The 18,666-nt window shown below is 64.1% G+C and carries 13 protein-coding genes; 8 read left to right on the top strand and 5 right to left on the bottom strand.

Annotated elements, in window-relative coordinates; all coding sequences use genetic code 11:
- Positions 1–76: 76 nt before the first annotated feature.
- The 3 genes from AAE027_RS29985 to AAE027_RS29975 form a co-directional block, all read right to left on the bottom strand.
- Positions 77–2,296, bottom strand: coding sequence for an acetate--CoA ligase family protein (locus AAE027_RS29985; RefSeq protein ID WP_370987515.1), 2,220 nt, complete (start codon positions 2,294–2,296; stop codon positions 77–79).
- 114 nt (positions 2,297–2,410) lie between these two features.
- The gene (locus AAE027_RS29980; protein ID WP_370987514.1) at positions 2,411–2,980 is read right to left on the bottom strand and encodes a class GN sortase; all 570 of its coding nucleotides are present in this window, start codon (positions 2,978–2,980) and stop codon (positions 2,411–2,413) included.
- Between the two features lie 218 nt (positions 2,981–3,198).
- Entirely contained in the window at positions 3,199–5,460 is a 2,262-nt protein-coding gene (locus tag AAE027_RS29975) for a marine proteobacterial sortase target protein (protein ID WP_370987513.1), read from the bottom strand.
- Between the two features lie 187 nt (positions 5,461–5,647).
- On the opposite strand from AAE027_RS29975, the gene AAE027_RS29970 reads away from it, so the two are divergent.
- Entirely contained in the window at positions 5,648–6,418 is a 771-nt protein-coding gene (locus AAE027_RS29970; RefSeq protein WP_370987512.1) for a helix-turn-helix transcriptional regulator, read from the top strand.
- Between the two features lie 82 nt (positions 6,419–6,500).
- Here the strand turns inward: AAE027_RS29970 and AAE027_RS29965 are convergent, their stop codons facing one another.
- Together AAE027_RS29965 and AAE027_RS29960 are read right to left on the bottom strand one after the other, a co-directional pair.
- A complete protein-coding gene (locus AAE027_RS29965) occupies positions 6,501–7,724 on the bottom strand; it encodes an ABC transporter substrate-binding protein (protein ID WP_370987511.1) in 1,224 nt (407 codons plus the stop codon).
- Between the two features lie 75 nt (positions 7,725–7,799).
- Complete coding sequence (locus AAE027_RS29960; protein WP_370987510.1) at positions 7,800–9,350, bottom strand: acyl-CoA synthetase; 1,551 nt, start codon at positions 9,348–9,350, stop codon at positions 7,800–7,802.
- A gap of 267 nt (positions 9,351–9,617) precedes the next feature.
- Between AAE027_RS29960 and AAE027_RS29955 the strand changes: the two genes are divergently transcribed.
- The 7 genes from AAE027_RS29955 (at position 9,618) to AAE027_RS29925 (ending at position 18,585) form a co-directional block, all read left to right on the top strand.
- Complete coding sequence (locus AAE027_RS29955) at positions 9,618–10,754, top strand: acyl-CoA dehydrogenase family protein (RefSeq protein WP_091887140.1); 1,137 nt, start codon at positions 9,618–9,620, stop codon at positions 10,752–10,754.
- Positions 10,755–10,868: 114 nt separating this feature from the next.
- Complete coding sequence (locus AAE027_RS29950; protein ID WP_370987509.1) at positions 10,869–12,032, top strand: acyl-CoA dehydrogenase family protein; 1,164 nt, start codon at positions 10,869–10,871, stop codon at positions 12,030–12,032.
- Positions 12,032–12,688, top strand: coding sequence for a glutathione S-transferase family protein (locus tag AAE027_RS29945; RefSeq protein ID WP_370987508.1), 657 nt, complete (start codon positions 12,032–12,034; stop codon positions 12,686–12,688). The genes AAE027_RS29950 and AAE027_RS29945 overlap by 1 nt, the downstream gene beginning before the upstream one ends.
- A 273-nt stretch (positions 12,689–12,961) precedes the next feature.
- Complete coding sequence (locus AAE027_RS29940; protein ID WP_370987507.1) at positions 12,962–13,762, top strand: helix-turn-helix domain-containing protein; 801 nt, start codon at positions 12,962–12,964, stop codon at positions 13,760–13,762.
- 222 nt (positions 13,763–13,984) lie between these two features.
- On the top strand, positions 13,985–14,851 hold the full coding sequence (locus AAE027_RS29935) for a beta-keto acid cleavage family enzyme (protein WP_370987506.1): 867 nt from the start codon (positions 13,985–13,987) through the stop codon (positions 14,849–14,851).
- Positions 14,852–14,995: 144 nt separating this feature from the next.
- A complete protein-coding gene (locus AAE027_RS29930) occupies positions 14,996–16,612 on the top strand; it encodes an acyl-CoA carboxylase subunit beta (RefSeq protein WP_370987505.1) in 1,617 nt (538 codons plus the stop codon).
- Positions 16,609–18,585 carry an acetyl-CoA carboxylase biotin carboxylase subunit gene (locus AAE027_RS29925; RefSeq protein ID WP_370987504.1) on the top strand — a complete coding sequence of 659 codons (1,977 nt, stop codon included), beginning with the start codon at positions 16,609–16,611 and terminating at the stop codon, positions 18,583–18,585. The genes AAE027_RS29930 and AAE027_RS29925 overlap by 4 nt, the downstream gene beginning before the upstream one ends.
- The last annotated feature ends 81 nt before the right edge of the window (positions 18,586–18,666 follow it).

The following is an 18,666-nucleotide window of genomic DNA, read 5'->3' as shown; positions in this document are numbered from 1 at the left end:
GCGGGTTAACGACTTGTCTGCCGTGGCACGAAGTGCGAAGCGGAAGCATAACCCGCCACTTACGCACTTGCTTCACTCAATGCCCGGCCGCGCGCTTTGCCGCAGCGTTATTCAGGACAATGAGGGCATCGACGGCCACGCCCGTCCTGGTGTTGATCAGGAACGGGTTGATGTCGATCGAGGCGATCCGGTCGCCGGCATCTGCGATCAGGCTGGAGAGGCCGACGAGCGCCTTCACTGCGGAGGTCTCGTGCAGTACCGGCCTGCCGCGATAGCCACGCACCTTGATCCCGGCCTTGGTGCGGCCGATCAGCAGCCGCGCCTCGGCCTCATCAAGCGGCGCGCCGGCGAGTGCGACGTCCTTCATCAGCTCGATATCGATGCCGCCGGTGCCGAACAGCACGACCGGCCCCATCTCGGCATCGAGCGAGGCGCCGACCACGAGCTCGAGTTCGGCCTTGACCTGTTGCGCGATCAGGATGCCGTCGAGCTTCGGCTTGCCCTTCAGTTTCGCCACCCGCGCGGTGATGTCGGCGAACGCCTTCTTCACCTCGGCGGCATTATTGAGGTTCAGCACCACGCCGCCGATGTCGGATTTGTGCAGGATCTCGGCGCTGACGACCTTTGCCACGACCGGGAATCCGATCTGCTTGGCGATCTTCGCGGCTTCCGCCGCCGTCTGCGCAATTGCTTCCTTCGAGATCGGGATGCCATATGCCTTCAGAAGCTTCTTGGAGGCAACCTCGTCGAGCGCCGCGCCGTTCGCCGATTTCAGCGTCTTCTCCAGCACGGCACGTGCGGCCGGCTTCGAGGATAAGGCGATGTCCGGCACTTCCTTGCGCAGCTTCGCATAGTCGAGCAGCGATTTGATCGCGGTCACCGCGCGGTCCATGCCCTGCATGACTGCCAGATGCGGTAGCGATTTGCGCAGGGTCTTGGTGAAGTCGGTGAAGCCGATCGACATCGCGCTGATATAGATCACGGGTTTTGCAGCCCTGCTCGCCATCTCGTTGACGATGCGCAAATTGCGCTCGCGCAGCTCGTGCGGCGCCTTCGGCAGCTCGGCGTCGATGATGACGACGTCGATATCGGGATCGTCGATCATCAGCTTGATCGACTTCATGTAGACGGAGGGATCCACCACGGCGGCAAAACCTGCGTCGAGCGGATTTCCGACGATCGATCCGGGGCCGAGCATCTTTGCCAGCTCCGAGCTGACATGCGGGCTCAGCGGTGCGAAGTTCAGGCCCGCGGCATAGAAAGCGTCGATCAGCATGCCGCGCTTGCCGCCGGAGAGCGTAACTGCGGCGAGCCGGTCGCCTCTGGGTGCCGCGGCATGGACGAAGCACTCGGTGGTCTCGATCAACTCGTCGAGCCCACCGACCCGAATGACGCCTTCGCGCGTTGCAACGGCGTCGAACGTCTCGATCGATCCGGCAAGCGCGCCGGTATGCGCCATTGCCGCGGCGCGGCCGCCCTCGGACGAGCCGAGCTTGAGCGCGATCACGGGCTTGCTCGCGGCGCGCGCCGCCTTGCAGGCATCGCGGAAGGCTTTGGTGTTGCGCACGCCTTCGAGATAGACGACGATCACCTTGATGCTCGGGTCCTCGGCGAAATAGCGCATCAGATCCGGCGTCTCCAGCCCGGCTTCGTTGCCGGTCGTCACCATGTAGCCGACGCCGACACCTCGATCTTCCAGCGCCTGGCGAATCGCCATCACGATGGCGCCGGATTGTCCGGCAATCGCCACCGCCCCCTGCTCCATGGTGACGACACGGTCGTCGATGTTGGTGAAGAGCTTCTCGCCGGCACTCAGATTGCCGAGACAGTTTGGTCCCGTGACCGCAAGTCCGGTCTCGCGCACGGCGGCCTGCAATTCGGCGGCGAGCTTCTGGCTCTCCTCATCCTGCAATTCGCTGAAGCCCGAGGTGACGATGGTGGCCGAACGTGCGCCGGCCGCAGCGGCATCGCGGATCACCTGCACCGCAGAGCGTGCCGGCACCAGCACCAGGACGTGATCGGGCCTTTCGGGGAGGCTGGCAAAGTCCTTGTAGCAGGGGACGCCCCAGATGGTGTCGCGCCTGGCGTTGACGGGATAGAGTCCGCCCTCGTAGCCGTACTTGATCAGATTGTTCCAGATGCGCTCGGCATAGTTGCCGGGCTTGTCGGTCGCGCCCACCAGCACGATGTTGCGCGGGTGCAGCATGGCATGGATGCCCTTGACCACGTCGCTGGCGTCAGGTGGCGGGGACCATGGGCGCGGAGAGAGGGATGCAGCGGATACGCGAGCTTCCATGGCGTGACCTCACCTGTTGTTCTTCTTGGTGGCGCGTCACTCTGTTCTATGGCGAGTTCTTCGCAGTAGCAACCACATGGTATGCCGCGTGATGGAATGAGCGATGCATCGCCGTCATTCATCAGCTCCAATCAGGACGCCATGCAGGACATAACGCTCAGGGCCGGACGTAACGGCGTCGAACGGCCAGCAGGTCGCGAGCACGAGCTCGAAATCCTGCGTAGCGGGATCGATGCCCGATGCGTCGAAACGGACGACGGCCGAAGAATCCGCGCGATAGCGGAAATGCTTGCCGTCGCGGCGGGTGATTTCGATCACGTCTCCGATGGCAATATTCCGCAAGAAGCGGAAATGCGTATCGCGATGGGCGGCATAGACGGCAACGCCGCGTTCGCCGGCATCGGCCGTCCGCTCGACATGGCCCGGTCCGAAAGCGAGCGCCTGACCGCTCGAGCCCTCCAGCACGATCGCGCTGGCGCCGATCCGTTTCACCTCGATCCGTGCGACCGGCCAGGTGTCGGCCCAAGACCATGGTTTGACCAGCTCTCCCGTCGCGACGCTTCGATCGAACGCGCGCTCAAGCAGCACCTGGGCGAGCCAGGCCTTGGCATGAATGTAGGCGCCGTCGCCAAACAGGATGAGGCCGATCAGCGCCAGGGCCAAGGGAGACATAAGGCGGGGCATTGTGTTTCGTTTCCCGTCATTGCGAGCCACCGGGTCCGCGCGAAGCGCCGCCCGATGACAGGCTCCGCGAAGCAATCCAGACCGTCGTCGGAGCGGTAGTCTGGATTGCTTCGTCGCTTCTTCTCCTCGCAATGACGATCCAAAAAAGGCGCGCGCGGCCGTTGGTATGGGACGGGCAGCCGCGCGCGCTAACAGAGGAGTTCGGGGTGGCTCCTCTCTCAAGCGGCGTCAGTGAGCAAGGGCTGACGCCGGTTGAACACGAACAGGATCAGGGCGAGCACGATCAGGGTCAGGCCCGCGATCATCTTCAGCTCGGCCGAGGTTGCGGTCTTGGGCAGACGGATCGTGTCGGGCGCAGCAGGCGTCGGCCGCCTCGCCGCCGGCTGATTGCGCGCGTCGGCATGGCGCTCGCGCAGCTGTGCCGGCAATTGCTGTCGTTCGCCAAACACCTTCTCGAAATCCCAGCCGGCCGGCAGGTTGATCGGCAATTCGCTGAGCTTGAGCGGCTCGCCTTCGGGGCGGCTCGGCGTCTTGTCAACCGCGACCAGGCTGGTCAGCCGCGTGACGATCTGATGGTCGAGCGCCAGCGCCAGGATCGCCTTGTCGGCGTCATCGGGCGTCATCTCGCGCAGGGTGCGCGCGACCTCGACATCGCCGATCTTGCGCCTGGCCCAGAGTTTCGACAGGCCCTTGCCTTCGGCGGCATTTTGCAGCGGCAGCGTCACCGACCACGGGCGATCGCCGACGCGGCCTTTGATCTCGAGCGAGCCCGCGAGCTTGTCGAGTTTTGCCGCCAGCACCAAGGGCTCGTCGCGATAGACGTCGGGAATGATCGCCGGGGTGACATCGGCCTTAGCCTCCGAGAATTTTGCGCTGAGACCGGTCACGGCCGGATTTTCCAGCTTGGCGAACAAGCCGCGCATGCGTTCCTCCACCTGCTCGACGGAGCCGATATGAGTGAAGGCGCCGCGGCCGAGCTCGGAAGCGCGGGTCATCAGATAGGTGTTGGGCGCGGACCCGATGCCGACCATGAAGACGCGCGATCGCCCGCGCATCGCCGTGATGGTTTCGAACAATTGCTGCTCATTGCCGATCGCGCCGTCGGTCAGGAACACGACCTGGCGAACCAAGCTGGTGTCGGCGAGCTTGTCGGTCAGCGCCGCGCGCATCGCCGGCACCATCTCGGTGCCGCCGCGCGCCTGCAAGGCACTGACGAAGGAGGTGGCTTCACCGACATGCGCAGCATCCGCCGGCACGGCAGCCGGAAACAGCACGTCCATTGTGTCGTCGAAGCGGATCACGTTGAAACGATCAGTCGGCTGGAGGCGAGAGAGTGCGTTAGTCAGGCTCGCCTTGGCTTGGACGATCGACGTGCCGCCCATCGATCCCGAATTGTCGATCACGAACACGACCTCGCGCGGCAGCGGTTTCTGCATCGCCTGCTCGGCGGTGGGCGGGGTGACGAAGGCGAGCAGGTAATCGGCATCGCCGACATGCTCACGGAACAGGCCGACCGATGGCGCCTTCACTGCGGCCGGCTTCCAGGTCAGTTCGAAATCGCGATCGGCGGGTACGGCGCCCTCGGTGAGCGTGACGACGCGCGTCCCGTTGTCGGGGCTCTCGACCTTGACGTTATGGTGGTGGCTCTTGACCTCCCCGAGCGCAAAGCCGGCCTTCAGGCGGACCGTGATGCTGGTCGGATTGACCGGCGCATTCCTGGCAGGATCCAGCACGGGAGGCGAGATACGGTCGCGGTCCGGAACCGGGTCAGAATGGGTCGCGCCCCAGCCCGAGCCGTCGTTGCGGAAGTCGACGCTCTGCACGATCGGCGCCGGATTGTAGCGCGGTCCGACCACCAGCGGCAGGCGCAGCGAATATTCGTTGCCGGATTGATGCACCGGCTCCTGATACTCGATCTGCACCAGCACGGTTTCGCCGGGACCGATATTGACAACCGAGTTGGTGAAGATGTTCGGCCGCTCCTGCTCGGTGAGCGCGGCCTTCTGCCCGGTGCGGCGCGCCTCTTCATAGATCACGCGGGCCTGCTGCCGTTCCTTGATGTCGCCGACGATGACACGGTCGCCGACCACCATCTTCAGCGTGTCGACAGCGCCGTCGGTCGCGAGCGGATAAACATAGGTTGCTTCGACCCAATCCTTGGTCGGGTTGCGGAAGACCTGAGTGGCTCGGGCGCGCAGCGTCGGGCCGGACACTGTGACGTCGACGTCGATGCCGAGGCGGATTGCTTCGGTGGTGGCGCCGTCCTGCTTCAGGAGCAGGGTGCCGGAGCGAGCATCGCCGGGCTGGAGCAGGCTCGCCTGCTCCGTCGTTGCCGACCAACTCGTCCCGAAGCTGACGAGCAGGGCCACGAAAGCCATCAGCATCACCGCGATGGCCTGCGCGAGAAGAAACAGTCCGAGTTTGATCAGCCGGTTCAACATGGGGTGATCGTCGTGGTCGGCTGTGCCGTAGGTGTCCATTTGGCCTGCTCCCGGAGGACGTTTGCTGGCTCTCAGCATCCGCCGGGACGGCCTGATTTCGCGAGCAGAATGATCGGCAATGTTCCGCCGCGACCGGCCCGGGTTCACCGCCGCCGGGGCGGTCATGTGCGGTTTTGTGCTGGTTTGTCCGCCCTGCTAGAATGGCACTTCCAAGGCAGGGTCGACGATGCAGACGCAGGATAAATTCACCGACAAGCAGCTTTCGGACGAGCAGAGCCGCGAGATCGCGGAGACAATTCGCGAGGAGCTCGCCAGACGCCGGATCTCCCGCCAGGCGCTGGCCGAGCAAGCCAAGCTCAGCCTGTCGACGCTGGAGAAGGTGCTCGGCGGCCGGCGGCCGTTCACGCTGGCAACGACGGTCCGGCTGGAGCAGGCACTGGGCGTCTCCTTGCGCAAAAGTGCCGTCGTGGTGACGCCACCGGCCGCAAACGACGTCGCGCCCGACAGCCTGGGCTCCTATGCGCATCGCGCGGTGACCTGGCTCGAGGACGTCTACATCACGTTGCGCCCGTCCTTCGGCGACAAGGACGCGATCTTCGCCTATCGCACCGAGATCGTCTGGGAGCCGAAAGTCTCTTCGCTGGTCTTTCGTGAGGGCGATCGGACCGATGCCGCCTATGAACATACCGGCGAGGTCGCCGTTCCCCATCAGTCCGGCTTCATCTACCTCGTCATCATCAAGCACGGCCAGCACCGCGTGATCACGGTGTCGCGGCCGACCGTTGCCGGTGAGATGTACGGCATCATCTCGACGCTCCGCGCCGGCCCTGGCTCGCAGCTCACGCCGATCGCGGCGCCAATTGCCTACGTGCCGCTCAAAAACGTTCCGAAGCCGTCATTGGGGCGGGTCGGGCCCGATGACGCCAGCCATGCTTTGTATCGAAAGCATCTGCGCCGAACGGTGGAGGAGCCCTTCGCGCTCTTCCTGCCGGGATAGCCGCGCTTTGATCTCATCCACGCAAAAAGATAGCGGCCTCTTCGGGCCGCTATCTTGCTTGGGCAGGTTGAGCTGATGCGGGCTAGCCGCCCGTTTCGGCGCTGATGATGTCGCCGAACAGTTCCCACTGACCGGCCTTGAAGCGGATCATCTTGAGTTGCTCGATCGGCGCGAAGTCATTGGCGCCGGTGTTGATCTTGATGCCGGGGATCAGCGTATCCGGCGCAAAGCCCTTCAGGCTGGCAGCCTGCTTCATCACGTTCTCCCGCGTCAGCTGGTCTCCACACTGCTTCAGCGCCTGGACCAGGGTCTGCGCGGCGGCGTAGCCGTAGACGAGATTGGTGTCGGAGACGTTGGCGCCGGGCATGTACTTGTCGATGAAGGCCATGAACTTCTTCATGCCCTCGTCGTCCTTCCATTGCGGGTCGGACGCGTCCTTCAAATAGGTCGCCGACAGCACGCCTTCCGAAGCATCGAGGCCGGCGGGCTTCATCACCGCACCGATCGAGATCGACACGTCGGTCATCACATGCATCGGCTTCCATTCGAGCTCGGCGATCTTCTTGATCGCCTGTGCCGCGAATTTCGGCGTCGAGATGTTGACGAGGACGTTGGCGCCGGTGCCCTTCAGCTTGACGATGTGGGAATCGATCGACGGCTCGGTGGTCTCGTAGCTCTCTTCCGCCACGATCAGCGAAGAGGCTTTCTCGCCAAAGATCTCCTTGATGCCGGCGACGTAGTCTTTGCCGAAATCGTCATTGGCATAGAAGATCGCGATCTTGGCATCGGGCTTCGCCTGCAGAATGTACTTGGCGAAGATCCGCGCCTCGACCCGATAGCTCGGCTGGAAGCCCATGGTCCAGGGAAAACCCTTGGGGTCGTTCCATTTGCTGGCGCCGGTGGCGAGGAAGAGCTGCGGCACCTTCTTGGCATTGTGATATTTCTGCACGGCGGTCTGGGTCGGGGTGCCCAGCGCGTTGAAGACCAGGAACACCTCGTCGCTCTCGATCAGCTTGCGCACCTGCTCCACGGTCTTGGGCGGCGAGTAGCCGTCATCATAGGAGATCCAGTTGATCTTGCGGCCGTTGATGCCGCCCTGGTCGTTGATCATCTTGAAATAGGCTTCCTCGGTCTTGCCGATGATGCCGTAGGCGGAAGCCGGACCGGAATAGGCCTCGACATTGCCGATCTTGATCTCGGTGTCGCTGGCACCCGTGTCGTATTTCTTTTGCGCGTAGGCGCCTTGTGCAGAGAGCAATGTCAGCGCCGTTGCCGCGGCGAGCAGGGCGATTTTCTTGTTGTTCATGGCAATATCCTTGGGGTTTCTTGTGGGTTGGAGCAGGCACTTCGAAAAGAAAAAGCGCCCGCGAGGGCGCTTCGGTCAGGCACTGGCGACTTTGTTGTCGACTTCGGAAGCCACCGAGAACTCCTTGCGCAAGGTCGGCTTGTGGATCTTGCCGGTGGCGTTGCGTGGTAGCGCATCGACGAAGCGGATCTGGCGCGGGCATTTGAAGCGCGCGAGGTTGGCCGCGCAATGCGCGAACACATCAGCCTCGGTCAGCTTCTGGCCCGGCTTGACCGCAACGATGGCAAGGCCGACTTCGCCCCATTGCGGATCGGGAATGCCGATCACGGCGGCTTCCGCGATGGCGTCAAGCTGATGCAGGACGTTCTCGACCTCGGCCGGATAGACATTCTCGCCGCCGGAAATGTACATGTCCTTCCAGCGGTCGACGATGTAGTAAAAACCTTCTTCGTCGACGCGTGTGGCATCGCCCGTATGCAGCCAGCCGTCGGTAAATGAGGTCTTATTGGCCTCGGGCCTGTTCCAGTAGCCCGGCGTGATGTTCGGGCCCTTGACCCAGAGCTCGCCGAGCTCGCCGATATCGGCATCGCTACCGTCGGGCCGCACGATGCGTACCTCCGTATGCAGCACCGGCTTGCCGGCGGAGCCAGCCTTGCGCGCAGCGTCCTCGCGATCGAGCACCAGCACGGCCGGCGAGGTCTCGGTCATGCCGTAGCCCTGCTGAAGCGCGACGCCGCGCGCTTCCCAGACTTTCAGCAGCGGCACCGGCATCGGCGCGCCGCCGACACCGCCGACAATCAGCCGGCTGAGATCGGTAGTTGCGAAGGCGGGGTGCTGCGCCATGAACTGGTAGATCGCGGGCACACCGAAGAACACGTTGATGCCCTGCGCGGGGTCGTTGATCAGGCCGAGCGCGGTGCCGGGATCGAAGGCGCGCATGATCATCACGGTGCCACCGGCATGCAGCACCGGATTGGTGTAGCAATTGAGACCACCGGTATGGAACAGCGGCAGCACGGTGAGCAGCACAGAAGACGGCCCGATGCAGGCGGGGCCGCCGAGATTGACGCAATTCCAGAAGGTCATGCCATGGGTGATGGTCGCGCCCTTCGGATGTCCAGTCGTGCCCGACGTGTACATGATGGTCGAGACGTCATCGAGCGTGACTTCTTCAGCGCGGTCGAGCGGTTTGGCGGCGGCGATGCCGGCCTCATAGGACCCGCCAGGGCCGAGCAGCAGGCTGGTCGCGATACCGCAAAGCTTCGCCACGCTCAGCGCCGTCTCGGCCAGGTCGGCATCGTGGATCATCACCTTCGGCGCGCAATCGCCGGTGATGAACTGCAGCTCGGGAACGGTGAGGCGGGTGTTCAGCGGCACGAAGATGGCACCTAACCGCCCGCAGGCGAACTGCACCTCCAGCGTGTCGGTCGTGTTCAGCGCCAGCACCGCGACGCGGTCCCCGCGCGAGACGTTCAGCGTGTCGCGCAAGAATGAGGCGAGGCGCGAGACGCGGGCATCGAGCTGCGAATAGGTGAAGCGGCGCTCGCTCGCGAGGTCGATGACCGCAACCTTGCCAGGCGTGCGCCGGCCATGATGAGCGATCCAGTCGTAGTAACGAACGGCCAAAAATCCCTCCCTCGGCGGTCTTGCGCCGCTGTATTACTTATTGCCATGCACCAGGCCGGCGTGGCCTTGGTGGGCCAGCCGGAGTTTTGTGCACCATCTTTTTTGATCCGGAGTTGGCCTGCGAGGAGCGAAAATCGTCTTGCGTTCAGTTGCTGGGCTTACGGCTTCACGCGGAACTGGCCTGTCCGGCCAGCCACTTGGCGCAAGTGAAACCAACAAAGTTCCGTCCATGGTGGCCGAGACGAATCCGTACGAGGCGAGAGTGCTATGAAGAGCCCGTTCTATACCGCCGAGCACGATGCCTTCCGCGAAATGATGCGCCGCTTCGTCGAGAAGGAGATCACGCCCTTCGCTCATGAGTGGGACGAGGCTGGTGAATTCCCGCGCGCGCTCTATCGCAAGGCGGCCGCGATCGGCCTGTTGGGGCTGGGATTCCCTGAGGAATATGGCGGTATCGCCGCCGACCAGTTCATGAAAATCGTGGCGAGCCAGGAGCTCGCACAGGCCGGCGCCGGCGGTGTCAGCGCCAGCCTGATGAGCCACACCATCGGCTCGCCGCCGATCGCCCGCGCGGCTCGCCCCGAGGTGAGGGCACGCGTGCTGCCGCAAGTGCTGTCAGGCGAAAAGATTTCCGCCCTCGCCATCACCGAGCCGGGCGGCGGCTCCGATGTCGCGAACCTGCGCACCCGGGCGCGGCGCGACGGCGATCACTACGTCGTGAGCGGCGAGAAGACCTTCATCACCTCAGGGATGCGAGCCGATTATCTGACCGTTGCGGTGCGTACCGGCGGCGAGGGCGCCGGTGGTGTCAGCCTGCTCCTGATCGAAGGCAACACGCCCGGCCTGTCGCGCACGAAGCTGAAGAAGATGGGCTGGTGGGCCTCCGATACCGCAACCTTGCATTTCGACGCGTGCCGCGTGCCCGCCGAGAATCTGATCGGCGAGGAAGGTCAGGGCTTCAAGATCATCATGCAAAACTTCAACAGCGAGCGCATGGGCATGGCCGCGAGCTGCACCGCCTTCGCCCGCGTCTGTCTCGATGAGGCGATCGCCTACGCCAAGGAGCGCAAGACGTTCGGTAAGCCGCTCGCCCAGCATCAGGTGATCCGCCACAAGATCGTCGACATGGCGCAGAAGGTCGCGGCTTCGCAAGCGATGCTGGAGATGCTGGCCTGGCGGCTCGAGCAGGGCGAAAGCCCGGTCGCCGAAATCTGCATGATGAAAAACCAGGCGACGCAGACCATGGCATTCTGCGCCTCGGAAGCCGTGCAGATCTTCGGCGGCGCCGGCTTCATGCGCGGCATCAAGGCCGAGCGCATCTACCGCGAGGTCAAGGTCAACGCCATCGGTGGCGGCACCGAGGAGATCATGAAGGATCTGGCCAGCCGGCAGATGGGGTTGTGATTGAGGCTATCATTCCGGGGCGCAAAGCGCAGCGGAGCGAGCCAGCGAATACCAGAGAGGAATAGATTCCGGGCTCGTCGCTTCGCGATGCCCCGGAATGACGAAGGGAAAGAGATGCTGTTTACAGCCGACCACGACGACATCCGCCGGTCCTTACAAAAATTCATCGCCAATGAGATCAATCCTCATGTCGATGAGTGGGAGAAGGCCGACATCTTCCCGGCGCATGAGCTGTTCAAGAAGATGGGCAGCCTCGGCTTCCTCGGCCTGAACAAGCCCGTGGAGTTCGGCGGCTCCGGCCTCGATTATTCCTACGCGCTGATGATGGCGGAGGAGCTCGGCGCCATCACCTGCGGCGGCGTGCCGATGGCGATCGGCGTGCAGACCGACATGGCGACGCCGGCGCTGGCGCGGTTCGGCTCGGACGAAGTGCGGCACGAGTTTCTGGCGCCGTCGATCGCCGGCGACTATGTCGCCTGCATCGGCGTCTCCGAACCCGGCGCAGGCTCTGACGTCGCCTCGATCAAGACCAATGCGCGTTCCGACGGCGACGATTACGTCATCAATGGCGGCAAGATGTGGATCACCAACGGCACCCAGGCCGACTGGATCTGCCTGCTCGCCAACACCGGCGAAGGGCCCGTCCACCGCAACAAGTCGCTGATTTGCGTGCCCATGAAGAGCAAGGGCGTCACCGTCGCGCGCAAACTCGACAAGATGGGCATGCGCTCGTCAGACACCGCGCAGATCTTCTTCGACAATGTCCGCGTGCCCAAGCGCAACCGGATCGGCGAGGAGGGCAAAGGCTTTACCTACCAGATGATCCAGTTCCAGGAGGAGCGGCTCTGGGGCGCGGCCGCCTGCCTGAAGGCGCACGAATACATCATTGATCAGACCATCGAATACACCCGCAACCGAAAGGCATTCGGGAAGTCGATCCTCGACAATCAGGTCGTGCACTTCAAGCTCGCGGAGATGCAGACCGAGGTCGAGCTGCTGCGCGCGCTGATCTATCGGGCCGCGGAACAGCTGGTCGCTGGCGAGGACGTGACGCGGCTTGCGACCATGGCCAAGCTGAAGGCCGGGCGACTCGGCCGTGAGCTCACCGACGCCTGCTTGCAATATTGGGGTGGAATGGGCTTTACCAACGAGACGCCGGTCAGCCGCGCCTATCGCGACAGCCGCCTGACCTCGATCGGCGGCGGCGCCGACGAGGTCATGCTCATGGTCCTGTGCAAGATGATGGGCACGCTGCCCGGCAGCAAAGGAAGTGCTTGATGATTACGCTCTATCACTGTGACGCCGCGCGCTCATTCCGTCCGCTCTGGATGCTGGAGGAGATGGGGCTGCCGTATGAATTGAAGATGCTGCCATTCCCGCCGCGGGTGTTCGCCAAGGATTATCTCGGGATCAATCCGCTCGGCACTATCCCCTTTTTGATTGATGGCGAGACGCGGATGACGGAGTCATCCGGCATCTGCCACTATCTCGGCATCAAGTACGGACCGACCCCGCTGATGGTCGGATCTGAGGATCCCGCCTATGGCGCGTTCCTGAACTGGATGTACTTCAGCGACGCCACGTTAACCTTCCCGCAGACGCTGGTGCTCAGATACACCCAGCTCGAGCCGGAGGAGCGCCGCAATCCGCAGGTCGCCGGCGACTATGCGAAATGGTTCTTGGGACGCTTGCGCGCCGTCGAGGCAGCCACCGCAAATGGCGAAACCTTGTGCGCCGGCCGCTTCACGGCCGCTGACATTGTCATCGGTTATGCGCTCCGCCTCGCCGACAACATTGGGCTGGCCAAGGATTTTGGGCCAAATGTCGCAGCCTATTGGGCGCGCCTGCAGCAGCGCGACGGCTTCAAGCGCGCCGTTGCTGCGGAGCAAAAGGCCGGCGCCGAGCAGAACGTCGCGCCCAGGGTGCGGGCGTAGTTGTCGTCCCGGCGAAGGCCGGGACCCATACTCCCCGAAACATGTTTTGCGAAGATTGGTCGTTCGGGATTGATATCGCCTACATCGATAGACCTCGCGGTATGGGTCCCGGCCTCCGCCGGGACGACCAAGAGTTCCGGGTCTGTCTTTGCCCTCCGGGAACGCCGATCTTTGCGCGTCAATGACAGCGCTATCTCACCGTGACAGCGCCCAAATTTCCGCTAAGGTGACCTCCGTCCGCAGCGGCCAGAGAGCCGCGCGAGGAGGATCCCCATGGAAGACAAAGGTCGCGAATCCGACCATTTGATGCTGATCACGCCGGAGCGGGTGTTCTATGCCGGCCTGCTCGGACGCCCCCGCAAACGGACCCCCGGCTGCTGCCACGTCTATGTGGCGGTGAAGGGCAATCTGCATCTGACGATCGACGATGTCCTTGCCACCGGCGAGCTGTTCGTCACTCTGCCGAACCAGCGACATTCCATCGCCAGCGACTATCGCACTGCAATCAGCGTGACACTCGAACCCGAGAGCATGCCGGACGGCGTGCTGGAGGGCTTGGCCCAGCGGCTGACCGGACCGGACAGTGCCGTCTATGCCCGCAAGATCCTCGCCGCCTATGCGCTGCTGCGTCAGCGCCGCTACGGTGACATCACCACCGCCGAGTTCGACGAGATGTGTTTTGGCGAGGCGCTGCCGCGCCGCGTGCTCGACCCGCGGGTGACGCGCGCGGTTGCCCGCATCGAACGCTTCTCCGGCGAGCCGGTCACGGCCGATACCTGTGCAGCCGAAGCGGGATTGTCCGCCTCCCGCTTCCTGCATTTGTTCAAGGAAGAGACGGGCATCTCGTTCCGCTCTTTCCGCGCCTGGAAGCGCGCGCGGCATTTGCTGCACTTCGCCAACCAGGACCTCAACCTCGCTCACCTCGCGCAGGACATCGGCTATCCCGATTCCACTCACTTCAGCCACTCGATCCGCCGCTTCTACGGGCTGAAGCCGCGCGCCATCTTCGTCGGCTCGCGCGATCTTGCGATCTATCGCAGCACCGAGACGGTGCGGCTCGCGGAGGCTTCGTAGGGTGGGTTAGCGCCGCTCTCGTAGGGTGGGCAAAGCGAAGCGTGCCCACCATCGTCACCAAACATCGAGATGTGGTGGGCACGGCGCAAAGCGCCTTTGCCCACCCTACGATAGCTCGTCCTTAGCTAGCTTCTCCGCGCAAGAAGCCGCATGCCGCGCGTCACATGATCGCAAGCGTTGAATTCTCAACCTGCGAGACATCCAAGTCATGAGCGTCAAGGCATGAGCGACAAGGCCGTCATCACCTGCGCGCTGAACGGCGTGCTTACCGATCCCAAGCAGCACAACGTGCCTGTGACGCCCGAAGAGATGGCGCGCGAGGCCAAGGCTGCGTTCGATGCCGGCGCGTCCATCATGCATATCCATCTGCGCCAGCAGGCGCCGGGTAAGGGGCATCTGCCGTCCTGGGAGGTCAGCGTCAGCCAGGAGATTCAGCAGGCGATCCGCGAGGCCTGTCCGGGCGTGATCATCAACCACACCTCGGGCGTTTCAGGGCCGAACTACTCAGGCGCGCTCGACTGCATCCGTGAGACGAAGCCGGAGATCGCAGCCTGCAATGCCGGCTCGCTGAACTATCTGAAGGTCAAGGCCGACAACACCTGGGCCTGGCCGCCGATGATGTTCGACAATGCGGTCGAGAAGGTGAAGGACTATCTCGATGTCATGAACGCGGTCGGCACCATTCCCGAGTTCGAATGCTTCGACGTCGGCATCGTCCGCTGCGTCGGGATGTATCACCAGGTCGGCATGTACAAGGGGCCACTCGAATATAACTTCGTGATGGGCGTCGCCTCGGGCATGCCTGCTGATCCCGAGCTGCTGCCGATCCTGATCAAGCTGAAGCGGCCCGAAGCGAATTTTCAGGTCACCGCCATCGGCCGCGAAGAGATCTGGCCACTGCACCAGCGTTGCGCCGAGCTCGGCGGTCATTTGCGTACCGGCCTCGAAGACACCTTCTATCTCGCCGACGGCAAGAAGGTGACGTCGAACGGCCAGCTGATCGAAGCCGTCGCCGCCTGCGCCCGCCGCGCCGGCCGCGAGATCGCAAGCCCCGCCGAGGCGCGGAAGATCTTTGGGACGAATCGGTAAGGTATCGCCTCACGGTCATTGCGAGCGCAGCGAAGCAATCCAGAATCTCTCCGCGGATGCAGTCTGGATTGCTTCGTCGCATCAGCGCAAAATTGCTTCGCAATTTTGTCGCGAGCTCCTCGCAATGACGAGCAGGATCAAGTCATGTCTGTCATTGAAAACACCATTTCCTCGGGCAGCGCCGCCTACCACGCCAACCGCGACGGCATGCTTGCGTTGATAGACCGCATGCGCGCTCTGGAAGAGCGTACGCGGGCAGCGTCCGCCGCAGCAAAGGACCGCTTCCACAAGCGCGGCCAGTTGCTGCCGCGCGAGCGCGTCGCGCTGGTGCTTGATCCCGGCGCGCCCTTCATTGAGCTGTCGACGCTCGCCGGTTACATGTTCGACGTTCCGGATCCGGCCAAGAGCGTGCCCGGCGGGGGCGTCATTGCCGGCATCGGCTTTGTTTCGGGCGTCCGCTGCATGGTCAGTGCTAGTGATTCCGGTATCGATGCCGGTGCACTGCAACCCTACGGTCTCGACAAGACGCTGCGGGTGCAGGAGTTGGCACTGGAGAACAAGCTGCCTTACGTCCAGCTCGTCGAAAGCGCCGGCGCCAATCTGTTGCGCTACCGCGTCGAGGATTTTGTCCGCGGCGGCAACATCTTTCGCAATCTCGCGCGGCTCTCGGCTGCGGGATTACCCGTCGTCACCGTGACGCACGGCTCGTCCACCGCCGGCGGCGCCTATCAGACTGGTCTCTCCGACTACATCGTCATGGTCCGCGGCCGCACCCGCGCTTTCCTTGCGGGGCCGCCACTCCTAAAAGCCGCGACCGGTGAGATCGCGACCGAGGAGGAGCTCGGCGGCGCCGAGATGCACACCCAGGTGTCCGGCCTCGGCGACTATCTCGCCGAGGACGATCGCGACGCACTTCGCATCGCGCGCGAGATCATGGCGGCGCTGCAATGGGAGCGGCCGGGCAGGGTGGCTGCGCAGTTCAAGCCGCCGCGCTACGACCAGGACGAGCTGCTCGGCATCATGCCGATGGACCACAAGCGCCCGGTGGACATGAAACAGGTGATCGCGCGCATCGTCGACGATTCCGACTTCACCGAGATGGCGCCGAACTACGGTCCCGCCACGGTCTGCGGTCATGCCCGCATCGAGGGCCAGGCGATCGGCATCATCACCAATAACGGTCCGCTCGATCCCGCCGGCGCCAACAAGGCGACGCATTTCATTCAGGCCTGCTGCCAGACCCGCACGCCGTTGCTCTATCTGAACAACACCACCGGCTACATGGTCGGCAAGGCCTATGAAGAAGCCGGCATGATCAAGCACGGTTCGAAGATGATCCAGGCGGTGACCTCGGCGACGGTGCCGCAGATCACCATCTATTGCGGTGCCTCGTTCGGCGCCGGCAATTACGGCATGTGCGGGCGCGGCTTCCATCCGCGTTTCTGCTTCTCCTGGCCGAACGCCAAGACAGCCGTGATGGGCGGTGAGCAGGCTGCAGAAACCATGGCGATCGTGACCGAGGCCGCTGCCGCGCGCCGCGGCAAACCGGTCGAGAAGGACAAGTTAGAGGCCATGAAGGCGCAGATTATCGGCGTGTTCGACGGCCAGATGGACGTGTTCTCGACCAGCGCGCGCGTGCTCGACGACGGCGTGATCGACCCGCGCGACACCCGCGCGGTGCTGTCCGAGGTGCTCGCGATCTGCCGCGAGGGCGATGCACGCACACCCCAGCGCATGCAATTCTCGGTCGCCCGCCCATGAGGAACGGATCAGTGCAGCACCGGCCGTTCTTCAAGGTCCTGATTGCCAACCGCGGCGAGATCGCGCTCCGCGTGATGCGTAGCGCGCGCCGGCTCGGCCTCGGTGTCGTCGCGGTCTATTCGGATGCCGATCGCGATGCGCTCCACGTGCGGCAGGCGGATCAGGCCGTGCGCATCGGCGAAGCGCTGCCGGCGCGCTCCTATCTCAACATCCCCGCGATCATCGCCGCGGCCAAGGCGAGCGGCGCGGACGCCGTGCATCCCGGCTATGGCTTTCTTGCCGAGAACGAGGAGTTTGCGAGAGGCTGCAAGGATGCTGGCCTCGTCTTCATCGGCCCGTCGCCGCAGGCGATCGAGGCGATGGGCAACAAGGCCGGCGCCAAGGAGATCATGAAGGAGGCCGGCGTGCCCGTCGTGCCCGGCTATCAGGGCGCTGAGCAGGGCGACGAGGTCATGCTCGCGGAGGCCAAGAAGATCGGTTTTCCCGCAATGATCAAGGCGGTGGCCGGCGGTGGCGGACGCGGCATGCGGCTCGTCGCCGACGCGGCCTCTTTTCCCGACGCCCTGCGCAGCGCGCGGTCGGAGGCCAAGGCCGCGTTCGGCGATCCCACCGTCATTCTCGAACGCGCCATCCAGAATCCCCGTCATATCGAGATCCAGGTGTTCGGCGACAGCCACGGCAACGCGATCCATCTGGGCGAGCGCGATTGCTCGGTGCAGCGGCGGCACCAGAAGCTGATCGAGGAGGCGCCGTCGCCCGCCGTCACGCCGGGGCTGCGCGCGAAAATGGGCGAGGTGGCCGTCGCGGCCGTGAAGGCGCTGCGCTATGAGGGCGCCGGCACGCTGGAATTTTTGCTCGATGCGAGCGGCGAGTTCTACTTCATGGAGATGAACACCCGGCTTCAGGTCGAGCATCCCGTGACCGAGGCGATCACCGGGCTCGACCTCGTCGAGCTGCAGCTGCGCGTTGCGCGCGGCGAGCAATTGCCGGTGAAGCAGCAGGATATTCGGTTCTCGGGCCACGCCATCGAGGTGCGACTCTGCTCGGAAGATGCCGCACACGATTTCATGCCGCAGTCCGGCCGCATGGCGCGCTGGCAGGTGCCGGACGGTGTCCGCATCGAGCATGCGCTGCAGTCGGGTACGGAGATCCCGCCGTTCTACGATTCCATGATCGCCAAGGTGATCAGCCATGGCGCCACGCGCGAGGAGGCGAGGGGCCGGTTGATCGTCGGCTTGGAGCAGCTCACGGCCTTTGGCGTGACCACGAACCAGGCGTTCCTGATGTCGTGCCTGCGTCATTCCGGCTTTGCCAGAGGCGAGGCGACGACGGCGTTCATCGACGCGCATCGCGACGAGCTGCTGACACCGCGCGCGAACAGCGTATTCGGCGTCGCACTCGCGGGCCTTCTGCTTTACGTCACCAGCCCGCAGGCGCCGTCATGGCGGGGCGGACGGAGCCTGTCGGCAACGTTCCCGCTGCCGGTGAAAATCGAGATCGCCGGCCAGATACACGAACTCGAAGTCACGCGCGAGCGCGATGGCAGCTACACCGTCGCTGCTGACGGCCGTCAGGACAGGTTCGAGATCGAGCAGCTCGATGCCGATGCGATCCGCTTTCGCCACGACGGCGTGATGGACAGCGCCAAATTCCTGCGCGATGACAACCGGCTCTACCTCCAGCATCGCGGTATCCCGCTCGCGGTTGTCGATCTCACGCTAGCCGCGCCGAAGGCTGCCGCAAGCAACGGCGGTGACGGCAAGGTCCGCGCGGCCCTGAATGGCCGCGTCGTCGCCGTCCTGGTCAAGCCGGGCGATCGCGTCACTGCCGGCCAACCGGTGATGACGCTGGAAGCGATGAAGATGGAGCACGTCCACAAGGCCGGCATTGACGGCGTGGTGGAGGCGATCGAGGTCGCCGAGGGCGAGCAGGTGACCATGGGCAGGATCGTGGCGGAGATCGGGGCGGGTTAGGGCGGCGAAGGGTGGACTAAGGCGCATAGCGCCGTGGCCACCGTCGTGCGGCGGTTGCGTCTGGGATGGTGCGCACGCTTC

The organism is Bradyrhizobium sp. DN3, from assembly GCF_041357655.1.
GTDB lineage: Bacteria > Pseudomonadota > Alphaproteobacteria > Rhizobiales > Xanthobacteraceae > Bradyrhizobium.
Note: the sequence above shows the minus strand (reverse complement) of the source record. Positions and strands in the feature narration are given on the sequence as shown.

Excerpts from the sequence above, each read along its gene's own strand:
- AAE027_RS29935 (WP_370987506.1), top strand. The coding sequence starts at position 13,985 with ATGAGCGACAAGGCCGTCATCACCTGCGCGCTGAACGGCGTGCTTACC.
- AAE027_RS29980 (WP_370987514.1), bottom strand. The coding sequence starts at position 2,980 with ATGCCCCGCCTTATGTCTCCCTTGGCCCTGGCGCTGATCGGCCTCATC.
- AAE027_RS29970 (WP_370987512.1), top strand. The coding sequence starts at position 5,648 with ATGCAGACGCAGGATAAATTCACCGACAAGCAGCTTTCGGACGAGCAG.
- AAE027_RS29930 (WP_370987505.1), top strand. The coding sequence starts at position 14,996 with ATGTCTGTCATTGAAAACACCATTTCCTCGGGCAGCGCCGCCTACCAC.
- AAE027_RS29985 (WP_370987515.1), bottom strand. The coding sequence starts at position 2,296 with ATGGAAGCTCGCGTATCCGCTGCATCCCTCTCTCCGCGCCCATGGTCC.
- AAE027_RS29925 (WP_370987504.1), top strand. The coding sequence starts at position 16,609 with ATGAGGAACGGATCAGTGCAGCACCGGCCGTTCTTCAAGGTCCTGATT.
- AAE027_RS29940 (WP_370987507.1), top strand. The coding sequence starts at position 12,962 with ATGGAAGACAAAGGTCGCGAATCCGACCATTTGATGCTGATCACGCCG.
- AAE027_RS29945 (WP_370987508.1), top strand. The coding sequence starts at position 12,032 with ATGATTACGCTCTATCACTGTGACGCCGCGCGCTCATTCCGTCCGCTC.
- AAE027_RS29975 (WP_370987513.1), bottom strand. The coding sequence starts at position 5,460 with ATGGACACCTACGGCACAGCCGACCACGACGATCACCCCATGTTGAAC.
- AAE027_RS29950 (WP_370987509.1), top strand. The coding sequence starts at position 10,869 with ATGCTGTTTACAGCCGACCACGACGACATCCGCCGGTCCTTACAAAAA.
- AAE027_RS29955 (WP_091887140.1), top strand. The coding sequence starts at position 9,618 with ATGAAGAGCCCGTTCTATACCGCCGAGCACGATGCCTTCCGCGAAATG.
- AAE027_RS29965 (WP_370987511.1), bottom strand. The coding sequence starts at position 7,724 with ATGAACAACAAGAAAATCGCCCTGCTCGCCGCGGCAACGGCGCTGACA.